Genomic DNA, 14166 nt, shown 5'->3' with positions numbered 1-14166 from the left:
CGGCCGAAGTCGCGCCGCGGCGCTCGACGCTGCGTTCCCCCTGCGTTCCCTCGCTGTGTCCTCGCGTTCCCCCTCGCCCGGGTCGCGTTCCCTCGAGTGTCCTCGCCTGCGTTCCCCCGCCGCGTCGCTGTGGTCGTCCTGGCCATGGCAGCCTCATTTCGTGTCTCTTGCGTGTCTTACGAATGCCCACACAAGGCCACTTCTGCCCCTTCGTGCCCACCTCGCCCCGAACAAAGTTCAAGGCGTTCCCCCTAGTCAACCTAGGGAAAACGCCTTGTCATCGATCTTCGTGAAACTGTCGGGGCGACAGGACTCGAACCTGCGGTCTCCTGCTCCCAAAGCAGGCGCGCTAGCCACTACGCTACGCCCCGGAACGCCGCACCCCCGAGTGGAGCCTCAGGGATGCGAACTCCACGAGTCTAGACGATCTTGCGGCGGACTGTCCCTTCAACAGGCTCAGGGACCGTTGATGCCGAGGCTCAGGGACCGTTGATGCAGGAGGCTCGGGACCGCTGATGCCGGCCAAGGACCGTTGCTGATGGTCTGCGAGCCCTGGTGGCGGCGCACTGTCCCTTCGACAGGTCCGGACAACAAGCGGACAACACCCAGCCCTTGAGCTGCGGCCACGGGGCGCCGACGCTGGATCCATGACCATCCCACCCTTGCCCACACCGATTGCCCAACGTCCCCGCAATGGCTTCATCGACGACGATCACGACGTCATCATCGCCATGGCCCAGGAAGGCGCAAGCCTCACCCAGATCGGCAATGTCTTCGACAAGACCGTGAAGTCCATCGAGACCCGGGCGCGCAAGCTGCTCCCGCCCGGGCAACGCAAGATACCGTCCGATCGGGTGCTGCCCACCTTGGCCATCGTCTCGGCGGAACCGGGCTACGACTGGCGCTCCACCATCGCGCAGGATGACCCGCTGCCACCCGTAAACGAAATCGTCCACACGGGCATCGCGGGCCTCAGCGACGACCAACTGGTCACCTGTGCCCATGCGGTGGCGGTCTGCCTTCCCCACGGGCCCGGTTTCGACGAGCTGTTGGCCGAGTGCAACAGGCGGCGCCTGGGCCGTCGGATCGTCACCGCCCATGCCGCCCACCGCAGACTGCAGGAGTCACCCAACCCGGACCAGGCGGAGGAGATCTCCGAAGCGTGGGCCGAGGAGATCGGCTTCCACGCACCACATCGGAATTCCTGGATGTGAGAACTCAGAAGCGGAAGGGGATCGGGATCGGTCCGCAGCAGCAGACGCCCTCGACGCGCGCCTGCGAGCGACCCAGGCGGTGCGCGGCGCCAGCGCACTGCGCGAACTGGCGGGCTGTGGGCGCGACGGAGCGGGCGACGCCCTGGTCGGCGATGCTGTTGCGGATGACGGTGGAGCAGGTGCTGCCGAGTCCGGCAGCACCGGCGGCGCACTTCCAGCCCTTGCGGGGCGAGATGCCGGCGCGGTAGCCGTCGACCAGTCGCAGGACGGCGGTGTCGATGAGGTTCATGGGTGTCTCCTTTGTTGAGAACAATGGTTCAGAACATGGAATCGGGCATTGGGCCCGGACGTCAGGTCTGCTTCTTCTCCAGCAGCTCCAGCACGGCCTTGGCCACGCCCTTCGCGCTGGTCGGGTTCTGGCCGGTGACCAGCTTCTCGTCGACGACGACCTTCTCGACCATCGGCGCCAGCGCCTTGGTGTAGTCGGCGCCGAGCTCCGTGAGGCGCTCCTGCAGGTTGAAGGGGACGGCATCCTGGCGTCCTGCCACCTTCTCCTCGTTCCAGGAGAAGCCGGTCAGCTCGCGTCCCTTCACCAGGGGCTGGCCGTCGACGGTGGCCTCCAGCAGGCCGACGGCGCCGTGGCAGACCGAGGAGACGATCTTGCCCTGCGCCGCGAAGGCGCCGACGAGTTCGGCCAGCCGGGCATCGGTGAAGTCGAACATGGTGCCGTGCCCACCGGTCAGGTAGATCGCGTCGTAGTCCTCCACGTCGACGTCGGCCACCGACTTCGTGCCGCGCAGCAGGTCCATGAAGGCGCGGTCCTGGTAGCGCTTCTTGGTGCCGCCCATCAGCAGCATCGGGGCGCTGAGGCTCTCCGGGTCGAGCGGGACGTCGCCGCCGGTGATGCTGACGATGTCGACCTGGTGGCCGGCCTCTGTGACGACGTCGTGGAAGTGGGTGAGCTCACCCAGCCACAGGCCGGTGCGGTAACCGACGCGCTCGTACTCGCCGGTGCTGGTGACGACCGCAAGGATGCGGGCGGGGAGGGCAGTGCGCCTGGTGCTGTCGCTCATGGGGCTCCTTTGGCTGGTGCGGGGGCGGACCCGTGGGTCGCCGGTCCATCCAACTTTGCCCGGTATGGCGCCGCAGAACCGCACCACAAGGGGTGATGTGGTCACGCCCCTGGCGAACAGGGCTCCTGGCCCGGCACCTCGGCCCGTCCGTCGAGCGAGAGCACGGCCTGCACCACCACCTCGGGACGGTCAATCATCATGAGGTGACGGGAGTCCTCCACCGGGTACTGGCGGGCCCGCAGCAGCCTCGCCCACCGCGCCTGGCGTTTGGACCAGGCACGCTCGGTACTGTCGGCGGCGGTGAGCACCACCATCGGAACCCGCGGCAACGGATGCGTCCGGCGCAGCAGCTGCAGGTCCCAGGCCTGCTGGTAGTAGGCGAAGAACTCGGCAGTGCCCATGGCCAGCGAGTCGCGGTCCCGGTAGACGTCGGACAAGCGCGGTGTGGAGACGTGGGCCAGCGGTCGATGAGTCTGGCGCCACACCCCCAGCCGCAGCGCCTGCCCCATCAGCCGGTTGACTGGCAGTGAGCCCAGTGAGGTCACCAGACCGGTCGCCACCTGCCCGAGACGCCAGCCGGGGCGGGCATCCAGCTCCTCGACCGATCCGTCGACCATCACGATCCCGCCCACGAGTTCGGGGTGCCGCCGCGCCAGGGCCTCGGCGTGGAAGGAGCCCATCGAGTGCGCCACCAGCACCACGCCACCACCCTGCGCCGAACCGGTCTCGCGCACCAGGGCGGCCAGGCTCGCCACCTCCTCGTCAAGGCTGGGCAGGCGCCCCGGAAAGCCGGTTCCACCCATGCCCGGACGGTCGAAGCACAGCACGCGCCGCCCCGGCAGCAGCTCCACCACCCGGTCCCAGTGCTCCATCGACATGCCGGCGCCGTTGACCAGGACGACCGTCGGGCCGGTGCCCTCGTGCAGTTGCCAGTGCATCTCGCGGCCGGCGAAGCGGTCCACGTGCTGGGTGGGGTCAACCACGACGACCACCGCCCGGGCGCACCAGCGGGAAGGCGATGGCCCCGCGGATCGAACCGCCGGTCAACAACATGACGAGCCGGTCGAGCCCGATGCCCAGGCCACCGGTGGGCGGCATGCCGTGCTCCAGGGCGGCCAGGAAGTCCTCGTCCACCTCCATCGCCTCCGGGTCGCCCTGCGCCGCGCGCAGTGACTGCTCGGTCAGCCGCTGCCGCTGGATCACCGGGTCGACCAGTTCGGAATAGGCGGTGCCCAGCTCGGAGCCGAAGACCACCAGGTCCCACCTCTCGGCCAGGCGGGGGTCGTCACGGTGGGGCCTGGTCAGCGGCGACAGGTCGGCCGGGAAGTCGCAGTAGAAGGTGGGCTCGACGGTGCGCGACTCGCACAGCTCGGCGTAGAGCTCCTCGACGATGCCGGAGCGGGTGTGCCGTCGGCCCACCTCGATGCCGAGCCGCCCGGGTGGCGGGCCAGTTCCTCGCGGGAGCTGTCGGGACCGACCTTTTCCCCCAGCCCCTCGCTGATCGCCTCGTGCACCCCCACCCAGCGGAAGGGCTCGGCCAGGTCCACCTCGCACACGCTGCCGTCGGGCCCGCGGCCCGCACCACGGTGCTGCCGGTGGCCTCCAGCGCGGCGCGTCGCACCATCTGCTCGGTGAGCCGCCGCATGGTGCGGTAGTCACCGTGGGCCTGGTAGGCCTCGACGACGGTGAACTCGGGATTGTGCGTCGCGTCGGCGCCCTCGTTGCGGAAGTTGCGCCCGATCTCGAAGACCCGTTCCATGCCGCCGACCATCAGCCGCTTCAGGTAGAGCTCGGGGGCGATGCGCAGGTAGAGGTCCAGGTCATAGGCATTGATGTGGGTCTGGAAGGGACGCGCATTGGCGCCGCCATGGATGGTCTGCAGGATCGGCGTCTCCACTTCCAGGAAGTGCTCGTCGAGCAGGGTGGAGCGCACCGCCTGGATGGTGCGGCTGCGCGCCACCAGACGCCCGCGAGCCTCGGCGCTGGTGGCCAGGTACAGCGCGCGCTGCCGCACCATGGCCTCCGGGTCGCTGATCCCGGCCCGCTTGTCGGGCAGCGGGCGCAGGCTCTTGGTGATGATCCGCCAGGAGTGCATCACCAGCGAGGGCGTGCCGGTGCGGGACTGGCCGACGTGGCCGGTGAAGGCCACCAGGTCGCCGAGACCCACCAGGGACCTGAAGCTGCGCAGCGATTCGGCCCCGAGCCGTTCCCGGTCCAGCAGCACCTGCACCCGGGCGCTGAGGTCCTCGATGCGACAGAAGATGACTCCTCCGTGGTCACCGGTCGTCATGACCCGGCCGGCGATCGTGGCCACCTGACCGGTGTGGTCGACCTGGTCGACGATGCTGCACGGCGCGTCGACCCCGGTGTGCACCGGATAGGGCTCAAGGCCCTGTTCCAGCATCCGTTCCCTGGTCGCCATCCGGCGTCGCACCTGCTCCGGCAGCCGCGGGGCGGGCAGCACGGCCAGCGGTCGCTCCAGCCAGGCGATCACCCGGGGATCGGACGCGTCGGCCAGGGGCTGGGGGCGCTCCCCCAGCGAACCGGACAGGCCGGGCAGGTCGACGAAACCCTCCGCCAGCGCCATCGCCGCGCCCACCTGACCGATGTCGGCCGGGTCCTCGTAGACCAGGAAGCGCGGCTGCCAGCGCGGCAGGTACTTCTGGTTGGAGCGGTAGAGCTGTTCGATCTGGAACCAGCGGCTGAAGACCAGCAGCACCCGCCGCTGGGCCCGACGCAGGGCCGTCGCCCCGACCCGCTCGCCCTCCTCCAGCGCGCTGCGGAAGACGGCGAAGTTCATCGACACCCGTCGCCAGCCGCGCTCCCGCCCCGCGGCCATCAGCGCGGCCACCATGAACTCGGTGACGCCGTTCTCGGCCTGCGGCGAGCGTCGCATCACGTCGAGGGAGAGACCGTGCAAGCCCCACGGCACGAAGGAGAGCAGCCCCATGACGCGCTCCTGGCCCGTCTCGGGATCGGGGGCCAGCGCCTCGACCATCACGCAGCGGCCATCGAGCGGATCGCCCAGACGGTTCAGGGCCATCGAGAAGCCGCGGTCGTCGCCGGTCCGCCAGCGGTCGGCGAGCCCGATGAGCCGGCCCAGCTCGTCATCGCCGATCTTGTCGTGGTGCCTGACCCGGCTGGTCCAGCCGGCATTGCGCAGGCGGCTGACGCTGGCCCGCACCGGACGCAGCTCCCGGGCCGTCAGGTCGAAGGACCGCGGGTCGAGGATGGCCTCGTCGCCGACCCGTAGCGCCCGCAACCCGGCCTGTTCGTAGACGGCCGCCCCCTCCTCGGAGGCGCCGACCACCCCGGGGGTCCACCCGAAGGTGTGGCAGGTCTCGAGGTACTCGTCGACGGCGGCGGGCCAGGACTCGCGCACGCCCAAGGGGTCGCCGGCGGCCAGGCAGGTGCCGAGCTGCACCCGGTAGGCGATCACGGCGCGACGGTCTGGGCTGAAGACCAACATCTTGTCGCGCCGGGTGGCGAAATAGCCGAGCGAGTCGTGCGGGTCATCGGCGAGGAGGGCGCGCACCTCCAGCTCGGCCTCCAGACTCGGCACGGCCTGCGCCTTCTGGCTGCGCAGCAGCACCGCGACCGCGGCCAGCAGGCTCAGGGCCACCAGCAGGCCGACCAGCAGCTGCACCCAGTGCGGGACCAGCGCTGTTGCGCCCTGGTCGCCCAGCAGACGACGGATGATCGCGACCAGTCTCGAACGCGGGCGTCCTTCGTGTCCGGTCACCAGCCCCAGCAGATAGCCGATCGCCAGCGAGGCGCCGGTCCCGACCAGCGCGACGACGACGGATGCGCCGACATTGCCGGGGCGCAGGCGGGCCCGGAAGTCGTGGCGGTGGCGCACCAGCAGGGCCAGCAGCACGGTGGTCGTCGCGAGCGTGATGGCATAGCTCAGCAGCTCGGCATACATGCCGCGGGTGACGTCCTGGCCGTTGTGGTGGGCCATCGCCACCGTGACGCAGATCGCCACGGCCAGCATCCAGACCAGCCCGAGCCAGACCACGGTGCCCCACCAGCCGATCCGCTTGTGCCGCATCAGCGAGACCGCGACCAGGCCCAGGCCCATCGCCAGGCCAAGCCCTCCGTCCTCGATGGGGAAGACGACGATGCTGAACAGGTGGACCATGGCCATCACCCACCGCGTCCCCGGGAAGAGGATCCCCAGCAGGGTCAGCAGGCTGGCGACGTAGAACAGGCGCGAGACCAGGACCGGGATGCGGGGGGGCGGCCGTGTGGTCGACGCAGGACAGGCATGCCCCCATCATGGCGCGCGGGGGCTCGCCAGTCAGCGGCAGACGGCCACGGCGGACGCTCAGGACTCCAGGGACAGCAGCAACCACGCCAGCGAGACGTCGTCGCAGCGCTCGGCCAGCAGCCGGCGGCGCGCCAGCTCGCGCAGCTCCGGCACGGTCACCGGCCAGTGTGGCGCCTCCCACAGCTCCGGGAGCCGGGAGGCGACGGCCAGCAACAGGGCCCGTGCCTGCGGGCCGACGGTGTGGCCCGGAAGGCCCGCACCGAGCAGCGCCATCACCCGCTCCACCGGGCGCGGCATCGGCCCAGCGGGACTGTCCGTCCCGGCCCGGAAGCAGGCGACCTCGGCCTCCACGACGGCCCGGGCGACGGTCTCGTCCAGCCCTGCCACGGGCAGGGGCACCCCACTGGGCAGCGGCAGCGTCGCGGGCCCCCCGGCCAGACGGCTCGCGGTCATGGCGTGCAGGGCGACGGTCAGTGCCCCGGGCTGCAGCGCCATCCTCGACGCCATCTCGGGCAGGTGATCCACGGCATCGGGGCTGGTCATCGCCAGGTCGGCGGCTGCCGCCAGCGCGAGCGGGTGCACCGTCCCGGGCCGGGTCGCCAGCGTCTCGACGGCCTGCGCCAGGTGCTCGGGGTCGACGTCGAGACCGTGCTGCACCGCGCGGGTGAGCAGCACCGCCTGGTGCGGCTCGAGGACGCGGGGATCGGTACCGACCAAGGACTCCACAGAAGGTGCCAGGTGGTCGGCGACCAGGTCGTCGGCCCAGGCCAGTTCCACATCGGTGGTGCCGCGCCCGGCATGGACCTGCACCAGATGGATGCCGGGACGGGCCACCAGGTGGGTTCCCTGTTCGTCCTCCAGCAGCGAGACCCCGGCGGCCTCGATCGCGGCATCGGGCAGGTCGAGCCGGACGCTCTCCTGGGCATCGGCCAGCACCGTGCGAGCGGGCCACCACGACGGGAGCGCCGCGGCCTGCACCCGCTGGTCGCGCAGCCAGTCGCCGCGCCAGCCCACCTGGTAGCCGGCACTCGGCGTGCCAGCCGGCCCCAGGCGCACCGGCAGGTCGGTGAGCCAGCTGTGGCCCTCGCTCAACCGGGAGCGGCCGCGCAGCTGGGTGAAGGTGAGCAGCTGGCCGTCCTCGCGGCCAGCGTCGATGCTGATCTGGCCCTCGGCCCCGGCCAGCCAGCGGCGCATCGGCCAGGCGGCGCTCATGTCGAGGCGGCACGGAGGCACGGCGATCTCGACGTCGGTGAGGTTCTGCAGCTGCACGCGCACGCGCCAGGCGTCGTCGAAGACGTGGCGCACCACGGCGCGGGCCTGCACGGCGCCCTCGTGCTCCAGCAACCAGTGCTGCTCCACCTCGTCGACCAGCACCTCGGTGCGGGCCCGCTGCCAGCCGCCGTCGAAGCCCACAGCCACGTCGTCGAGCACCACCTCCCCAGTCTCGGCCAGGGCCACCTGGAGGCTGCCGTCCTCCTCGACGGCCACGTCCAGGCCCTGCCAGCGGGTCAGTGCCTGCGCTGGCATGTTCCACACCAGTAGAGGTTGCGGCCCTCCAGCAGGGCGCTGCGCACCCGGTGTCCGCAGACCAGGCAGGGAAGGTCGGCGCGCCGGTAGACGTAGACCTCGCCGCCGTGGGCGTCCTCGCGCGCGGTCCGTCCGATGGCCTCGGGCGAGTGCTCCGGGGTGACGGTGTCAATGCGCCCCACCTCGACGCCGTCGCGCATCAGCACCACCAGGTCCTGCCAGATCGCGTCGAAGCTGGCGCGGCGCAGCGTGTTGCCGGGGCAGCTGGGCTTGATGCGCTGCCGGAAGAGCACCTCGGCGCGGTAGATGTTGCCGACGCCGGCACTGACCTGCTGGTCCATCAGCAGCGAGGCGATCGGCTTGGCGGAGCGGTGGATGCGCTGCCAGGCACGTTCGGGGTCGGCGTCCTCCCGGATCGGGTCGGGCCCCAGCCTGGCGACGACCTGCTCCCGGTCGGCCTCGGTCACCAGCCGGCACATCTGCGGTCCGCGCAGGTCTGCGGCCACCTCGCCGTCACTGATCCTCAGCCGCACCACGCCGACCGGTGCTGCCAGCGGCGCCAGGCCCAGCTTGCCGATCAGCCCCAGGTGAATGTGCAGCAGGTGCTCGGCGACGGGTGCGTCGAAGTCGACGAACAGGTGCTTGCCCCAGGCCTGGGCCGTGACCAGCGTGTAGCCGTCGACGAGGGCCGCCGAGTCGGCGAAACGTCCCTGCGGCGAGCTGACCTGCACCGTCTCGCCACCGAACTGGGCGTCGAGGGCGCGGGCCAGGCGGTGGATGACGTGCCCTTCGGGCATCGGTGGGACCTCCTGCAGGGACGGGAATGGCGGGCAGCCCAGTCTAGGCTGTGGCCATGGGCAATGATCGTGGCGCGGAGCGCGGCAGGGGTGGCCACCAGCGGGAGTTCGGCCGCGACGGGAGCACCGGCCTGGTCGACCAGGACCGGGCTCTGCGGGCCCGCGAGGTGAGCCGCCCGGACGAGTCGCAGAAGGCGGCCGCACGCACCGTGGCCGAGCAGCTGGTGGCCCGGGCGACGGGACGCAGGCGTTGACCAGGGGGACGGGACGTCGACGCTGACACCCCGCCCCCGGCCGCAGCGGAGGCGCCGTATCAGGCGCGGTGGGCGTCCTCGTAGTCGCTCATCTTCTGCACCCGGCGCGCGTGGCGGCCGGTGTCGGTGAAGGGCGTCGACAGGAAGGTGGTGACGATCTCCAGCGCCTGCTCGTTGGTGACGAAGCGCCCGCCCAGCGAGATGACATTGGCATTGTTGTGCTCGCGGCCCAGGCTGGCGATCTCGGTGCTGTAGGCCAGGATCGCGCGGCATCCCTTGACCCGGTTGGCGGCCAGCTGTTCCCCATTGCCCGATCCGCCCAGCACGATGCCCAGGCTCTCGGGATCGGCGACAACCGCCTCCGCACAGGGGATGCAGGTGTCGGGGTAGTCGTCCTCGGCGTCATAGGAGGTGGCGCCGTGGTCGACGACCTCATGGCCGGCGGAGGTGAGCTGCTCGCGCAGGTACTCCTTGAGCTCGAAGGCGGCGTGGTCGGTGGCAATGTGTACGCGCATGGCGCCAGTCTTCCAGACTCCGCGACGGGCCGTGGCCGCCGAAATGTGCTGGCCTGCCCCACGGCCTGTGGGTAGCGTCGAGGTCATGGACGCCTACCGTTTCAGCGAACGCACCGCCGGTGGAGAACTCGACGACCAGGCCCGGGACTGGCTGGCCGCCGTCAGGCTCGGCTTCAACGAGGGCCGCGGCAGCGACGAGACGACCCGCAGATGGTGGGCGGCGGCCAGCGCCGACGGGCAGCGGTGGCGATCGGTGCACCGCGACCAGCCCCTGGACGAACTCGGCATGGGATCGCTGCCGGTGGCCACACTCGGCAGCCTCGACCACCGCATCAATGTCGGCGGACAGCTGGTCACCGCGCGCTACATCACTGACGTCACGGTGCGCACCACCGACCGCCGCAAGGGCCTGCTGCGCCGGATGATGGCCGACGAACTCACCCAGACCCGCGCCGACGGACGCCCCGTCGCCAGCCTGACCGCCAGCGAGGCCGGCATCTACGGCCGCTTCGGCTTCGGGGTGGCGCTTCGCCGCCAGTCGGTCGAGGTGGCCCTCGATGGCCGCTTCCAGCTGCGCCACGAGCCGCGCGCCACCGTCGAGGCGGCCGACCCCTCCACGGCCAGCGGCCTGGTGGCCGACCTGCTGGAGGATTTCCTCGCCCGCCACCGCGGCGCCCACGAACCGATGGCCCACCACCGCGTCGGCTGGAGCGGCGAGTACGACTGGGAGAAGCAGGCCGAGGCCACCAGCCTGCGCGCCGCCATCGCGCTGGACGGCACCCGTCCCGTCGGTGCGGTCGTGTTCACCCTCGGCGACGAGTCGGACAAGCTCACCGTGCAGTGGATGGTGGCCGACGGCGACGCCGAGCTGGCGCTGTGGCAGTACCTGAACGACATCGACCTGGTGACCAAGGCGGTCGTGCGGCAGTTCTCGCCGGCCAGCGCCCTGCGCGAGGCGCTGGTGGACCACCGGCTGGTGACCACCGCGGGCGAGTCGGACCAGATCTGGCTGCGCATCCTCGACGTGGCGACGATGCTGCAGGCCCGCGGCTGGGACCACGACGGCAGCATCGTGCTGGCCGTCGACGACCCGCTCGACATCACCCCCGGCACCTGGCGGGTCACCATCCGCGACGGCCACGCCCAGGTGGAGCAGCTCTCGGACTCCGCCGAGGACGAGCGCGCCGAGGCCCGGATGGGCATCGACGTGCTGGGCGAGCTCTACTTCGGCGCCGGACGGGTGGCCGCCCTGGTGGCGGCACAGCGCATCACCGCCACCCCTGGTGCGGCCCGCACGCTGGCCCACCTGTTCGCAGTCGACGAGCCCGCCCGCAACGTGGTGCTCTTCTGAGCCGGCACCCTCACCACTGCCAGGCGATGGAGTGCAGGCCCGGAGCCGGGTGCGCAATGGCGACCTGGGCGGTGCATCCGTGCTGGTAGATGGGCTTGTCGATGGGCATGGCTGTGCCCCCACCCGGTTCGGTGAAGGTGCGCGTCAGGCTGGTGGGCAGTTCCCCGTCGAAGCAGGCCTCCAGCACCAGCCGCTCCAGCGGGCGGGTCAGCCCCAGCCCGACAGTGGACTGGGTGTCACCGTTGTTGTGGAAGGCGAGCCGGTAGGAGGCCATGGCCATCTCGCCCACCTCCAGGGGGGCGCGCGAGGCTGAACTCGAAGACCTCGAGACCGTCGCCCAGGTCGAACTGGCGTGCCAACGTGCAGCCGTCGCCCTCCTCGCAGACGATGTCGCCGGGCTCGCCCGACATCGCCATCGCCCAGGTCTGGGCCCCGCTGACGGTGGCTCGCACCAGCTGCCGCTGCTCGAAGCCCTTCTGGGCACCGTCCGCACCGATGTGGAATCGCTGGTGCACCAGCAGATGTGCCCAGCCAGTGTTGCGCACGATGCCGTGGCGCTCCAGCGCCTCGCGCATCGCCTCGACCCTGCCCAGTGACGAGCCGGGCGGATGGGTATTGCCCCGCGACAGCACCTCGGCCAGGTGCCCCTGGGGCAGGTGCAGCACCTCCTCCAGGGCGGCCAGGACCGTGAGTGACTTGCCACGGGTCGGTCGCGAGCGGCCGGTGGACCAGTAGCTGAGGGCGGCCGTCGAGACCTGGGCGCCACGGGCCGCCAGGTGCTGTCGGATGCGCTCCAGGCTCAGCCCTCGGGTCGCGATCGCGGCACTGAGCCGGTCGGCGAACTCGTGCTCGCGCGTCGACGGGTCGCGGGCCTCGCGGTCCATCAGTCCAGTGCCTCCGGTCCGCCCTGCAGAAGCTGGACGAAGGCGGCCTCGTCGAGGATCGGACGCCCGAGCTCCTCGGCCTTGACGGCCTTGGACCCGGCATTCTCCCCCACCACCACGTAGTCGGTCTTCTTGCTCACGCTGCCCGAAGCCTTGCCGCCGCGGCTGATGATGGCCTCCTTGACGCTGTCGCGGGTGAATCCCTCCAGCCCGCCGGTCACGACGATCGTCAGCCCCTCCAGGGTGCGCTCGACGGACTCGTCGCGCTCGTCGGCCATCCGGACCCCGGCCCCGCGCCAGCGCTCGACGATCTGGCGGTGCCAGTCGACGCCGAACCACTCCACCACGGCCTCGGCGATCACCCGGCCGACGCCCTCGGTGTCGGCCAGCTCCTCGACGCTGGCGGTGCTGATCGCCTCCAGCGACTCGAAGCGGGTGGCCAGGGCACGGGCCGCGGTGGGTCCGACGTGCCTGATCGACAGCGCCACCAGCACCCGCCACAGCGGCTGCTCCTTGGCCTTGCCCAGGTTGTCCAGCAGCTTGAGCCCATTGGCCGAGAGCACCCGCCCGTCGACGACGGTCTCGGGGTCGTCTTTCGAGTTGGCGGCGCGGGTGTAGAAGGCGACGCGGCGCAGGTCGTCCTGGGTCAGGTCGAAGAGCGTCGACTCGTCGGCCAGCACGCCCGAGGCGAGCAGGGCATCGGCCCCCTGGAAGCCCAGCGCCTCGATGTCGAGGCCCGAGCGCGAGGCCAGGCTGAACAGCCGCTCGCGCAGCTGGGAGGGGCAGCTGCGCGAGTTGGGGCAGCGGATGTCCTTGTCTCCCTCCTTCTCGGGACGCAGCTCGGTGCCGCAGGAGGGGCAGTGGGTGGGCATCACGAACTCCCGCTCGGTGCCGTCGCGCAGCTCGACCACCGGGCCGAGGATCTCGGGGATGACGTCGCCGGCCTTGCGCAGCACGACGGTGTCGCCGATCAGGACGCCCTTGCGCTTGACGTCGAAGCCGTTGTGCAGGGTGGCCATCGAGACCGTCGACCCGGCCACCTTCACCGGCTGCATGACGCCGAAGGGCGTCACCCGCCCGGTGCGCCCGACGTTGACGGCGATGTCGAGCAGCTTGGTGTTGACCTCTTCGGGCGGGTACTTGTACGCGATCGCCCAGCGCGGGGCCCGCGAGGTGGAGCCCAGGCGCCGCTGGCCGGCCACCCGGTCCACCTTGATGACGGTGCCGTCGATCTCGTGGCTCACGTCGTGGCGGTGCTCGCCGTGGTGGGCGACGAAGTCGAGCACCTCCTCGGGGGTCTGCAGCACCCGGTAGTAGGGCGAGGTGGGAAGCCCCCAGGCCTTGAGCTGGTCATAGGCCTCGGACTGGCGCACCGGGTCGAAGCCGGTGTGGGCGCCGATGCCGTGGACGAGCATGTCGAGCGGCCGGGTGGCCGTCACCGAGGGGTCCTTCTGGCGCAGCGACCCCGCCGCGGCATTGCGCGGATTGGCGAAGGGGGGCTTGCCCGACTCCACCAGCGAGGCGTTGAGGTCGGCGAAGGCCTCGATGGGGAAGAAGATCTCGCCGCGCACCTCGACCAGCTCGGGCAGGTCGTCGCCGGCCAGCTGTTGCGGGATGGACCGGATGGTGCGCACATTGCCCGTGACGTCCTCGCCCACCCGGCCGTCGCCGCGGGTGGCGGCCCGCACCAGGCGTCCGTGCTCATAGGTGAGGTTGATCGCGAGCCCGTCGATCTTGAGCTCGCACAGGAATCCACCGACGCCTTCGCCACCCAGCGAGGCGGTGGTGCGGGCCAGCCAGTCCTGGAGCTCCTCGGGGCTGAAGACATTGTCGAGGCTGAGCAGGCGCTCGGCGTGGGTGACGGGGGCGAAGTCGGTCATCCGCTGCGCAGCGCCCACCTTCTGCGTGGGCGAGTCGGGGGTGCGCAGCTCCGGGTGCTCGTCCTCCAGCTGTTGCAGCTCACGCATCAGGCCGTCGTACTCGGCATCGCTGAGGGTGGGGGCGTCGGCGCCGTAGTAGGCCTCCTGCGCGTCGGTGATCCGCCCTGCCAGGTCGTGCCAGCGGTGACGCTCGTCGGTGCCCGCCTCGGGGGCGGCCGCCACCTCGGCGGCGGCGAGGTCGACCTGCTCGGCCAGGGCCCGGTCCGTGGGGGTGCTGTCGATGGGCTCGTTGCGCTCGGTCACCGCTCCATCCTGCCGCACGGCGCAGGCAGGGCGTGACGAAGGCCACACCCAATGTACCGCTCTGTGGTCACACCACCGAAGGATCTGCGGCAACCACC

The 14166-nt window shown here is 71.1% G+C and carries 12 protein-coding genes, 1 tRNA gene and 1 pseudogene; 3 read left to right on the top strand and 11 right to left on the bottom strand.

The window, feature by feature from the left end; all coding sequences use genetic code 11:
- Positions 1 to 298: 298 nt before the first annotated feature.
- A tRNA-Pro gene (locus ACYVKA_RS00215) sits at positions 299 to 371 on the bottom strand.
- A gap of 276 nt (positions 372 to 647) precedes the next feature.
- Between ACYVKA_RS00215 and ACYVKA_RS00210 the strand changes: the two genes are divergently transcribed.
- On the top strand, positions 648 to 1214 hold the full coding sequence (locus tag ACYVKA_RS00210; protein ID WP_460701993.1) for a hypothetical protein: 567 nt from the start codon (positions 648 to 650) through the stop codon (positions 1212 to 1214).
- Between the two features lie 4 nt (positions 1215 to 1218).
- Here the strand turns inward: ACYVKA_RS00210 and yidD are convergent, their stop codons facing one another.
- The 6 genes and pseudogenes from yidD to ACYVKA_RS00180 all read right to left on the bottom strand — a co-directional run bounded on the left by yidD (position 1219) and on the right by ACYVKA_RS00180 (position 8881).
- A complete protein-coding gene (yidD, locus tag ACYVKA_RS00205; protein WP_460701991.1) occupies positions 1219 to 1503 on the bottom strand; it encodes a membrane protein insertion efficiency factor YidD in 285 nt (94 codons plus the stop codon).
- 61 nt (positions 1504 to 1564) lie between these two features.
- On the bottom strand, positions 1565 to 2287 hold the full coding sequence (locus ACYVKA_RS00200; RefSeq protein WP_460701989.1) for a type 1 glutamine amidotransferase domain-containing protein: 723 nt from the start codon (positions 2285 to 2287) through the stop codon (positions 1565 to 1567).
- A gap of 101 nt (positions 2288 to 2388) precedes the next feature.
- Entirely contained in the window at positions 2389 to 3270 is an 882-nt protein-coding gene (locus tag ACYVKA_RS00195; RefSeq protein ID WP_460701987.1) for an alpha/beta fold hydrolase, read from the bottom strand.
- Positions 3263 to 6479 (bottom strand): annotated as a pseudogene (lysX, locus tag ACYVKA_RS00190) (bifunctional lysylphosphatidylglycerol synthetase/lysine--tRNA ligase LysX). Before lysX ends, ACYVKA_RS00195 begins: the two are co-directional and overlap by 8 nt.
- Before the next feature lie 135 nt (positions 6480 to 6614).
- On the bottom strand, positions 6615 to 8084 hold the full coding sequence (locus ACYVKA_RS00185; protein ID WP_460701985.1) for a hypothetical protein: 1470 nt from the start codon (positions 8082 to 8084) through the stop codon (positions 6615 to 6617).
- Positions 8066 to 8881 carry an Fpg/Nei family DNA glycosylase gene (locus ACYVKA_RS00180; protein ID WP_460701983.1) on the bottom strand — a complete coding sequence of 272 codons (816 nt, stop codon included), beginning with the start codon at positions 8879 to 8881 and terminating at the stop codon, positions 8066 to 8068. Before ACYVKA_RS00180 ends, ACYVKA_RS00185 begins: the two co-directional genes overlap by 19 nt.
- A 56-nt stretch (positions 8882 to 8937) precedes the next feature.
- Between ACYVKA_RS00180 and ACYVKA_RS00175 the strand changes: the two genes are divergently transcribed.
- A complete protein-coding gene (locus tag ACYVKA_RS00175) occupies positions 8938 to 9135 on the top strand; it encodes a hypothetical protein (protein ID WP_460701982.1) in 198 nt (65 codons plus the stop codon).
- Between the two features lie 59 nt (positions 9136 to 9194).
- Here the strand turns inward: ACYVKA_RS00175 and ACYVKA_RS00170 are convergent, their stop codons facing one another.
- A complete protein-coding gene (locus tag ACYVKA_RS00170) occupies positions 9195 to 9650 on the bottom strand; it encodes a ribose-5-phosphate isomerase (RefSeq protein ID WP_394276008.1) in 456 nt (151 codons plus the stop codon).
- An 85-nt stretch (positions 9651 to 9735) separates the two neighbouring features.
- On the opposite strand from ACYVKA_RS00170, the gene ACYVKA_RS00165 reads away from it, so the two are divergent.
- Complete coding sequence (locus tag ACYVKA_RS00165; protein WP_460701980.1) at positions 9736 to 11001, top strand: GNAT family N-acetyltransferase; 1266 nt, start codon at positions 9736 to 9738, stop codon at positions 10999 to 11001.
- Between the two features lie 10 nt (positions 11002 to 11011).
- Here ACYVKA_RS00165 and ACYVKA_RS00160 read toward each other — a convergent pair whose 3' ends face one another.
- From ACYVKA_RS00160 to ligA, 3 genes are read right to left on the bottom strand one after another with little or no spacing between them, the layout of a single operon-like run.
- Entirely contained in the window at positions 11012 to 11281 is a 270-nt protein-coding gene (locus ACYVKA_RS00160; RefSeq protein WP_460701978.1) for a hypothetical protein, read from the bottom strand.
- Positions 11238 to 11885, bottom strand: a complete 648-nt coding sequence (locus ACYVKA_RS00155) for a hypothetical protein (RefSeq protein WP_460701976.1) — start codon at positions 11883 to 11885, stop codon at positions 11238 to 11240. The genes ACYVKA_RS00160 and ACYVKA_RS00155 overlap by 44 nt, the downstream gene beginning before the upstream one ends.
- Positions 11885 to 14020, bottom strand: a complete 2136-nt coding sequence (gene ligA / locus ACYVKA_RS00150) for an NAD-dependent DNA ligase LigA (protein WP_460702314.1) — start codon at positions 14018 to 14020, stop codon at positions 11885 to 11887. The genes ACYVKA_RS00155 and ligA overlap by 1 nt, the downstream gene beginning before the upstream one ends.
- Between the last annotated feature and the right edge of the window lie 146 nt (positions 14021 to 14166).

The organism is Luteococcus sediminum, from assembly GCF_054783495.1.
This window is presented reverse-complemented; position numbering and strand designations above follow the sequence as displayed.

What these genes read in the sequence shown, in the direction of transcription:
- ACYVKA_RS00210 (WP_460701993.1), top strand. Translation starts at nt 648, where the DNA reads ATGACCATCCCACCCTTGCCCACACCGATTGCCCAACGTCCCCGCAAT.
- yidD (WP_460701991.1), bottom strand. Translation starts at nt 1,503, where the DNA reads ATGAACCTCATCGACACCGCCGTCCTGCGACTGGTCGACGGCTACCGC.
- ACYVKA_RS00200 (WP_460701989.1), bottom strand. Translation starts at nt 2,287, where the DNA reads ATGAGCGACAGCACCAGGCGCACTGCCCTCCCCGCCCGCATCCTTGCG.
- ACYVKA_RS00185 (WP_460701985.1), bottom strand. Translation starts at nt 8,084, where the DNA reads ATGCCAGCGCAGGCACTGACCCGCTGGCAGGGCCTGGACGTGGCCGTC.
- ACYVKA_RS00180 (WP_460701983.1), bottom strand. Translation starts at nt 8,881, where the DNA reads ATGCCCGAAGGGCACGTCATCCACCGCCTGGCCCGCGCCCTCGACGCC.
- ACYVKA_RS00175 (WP_460701982.1), top strand. Translation starts at nt 8,938, where the DNA reads ATGGGCAATGATCGTGGCGCGGAGCGCGGCAGGGGTGGCCACCAGCGG.
- ACYVKA_RS00170 (WP_394276008.1), bottom strand. Translation starts at nt 9,650, where the DNA reads ATGCGCGTACACATTGCCACCGACCACGCCGCCTTCGAGCTCAAGGAG.
- ACYVKA_RS00165 (WP_460701980.1), top strand. Translation starts at nt 9,736, where the DNA reads ATGGACGCCTACCGTTTCAGCGAACGCACCGCCGGTGGAGAACTCGAC.
- ACYVKA_RS00160 (WP_460701978.1), bottom strand. Translation starts at nt 11,281, where the DNA reads ATGGCCATGGCCTCCTACCGGCTCGCCTTCCACAACAACGGTGACACC.
- ACYVKA_RS00155 (WP_460701976.1), bottom strand. Translation starts at nt 11,885, where the DNA reads ATGGACCGCGAGGCCCGCGACCCGTCGACGCGCGAGCACGAGTTCGCC.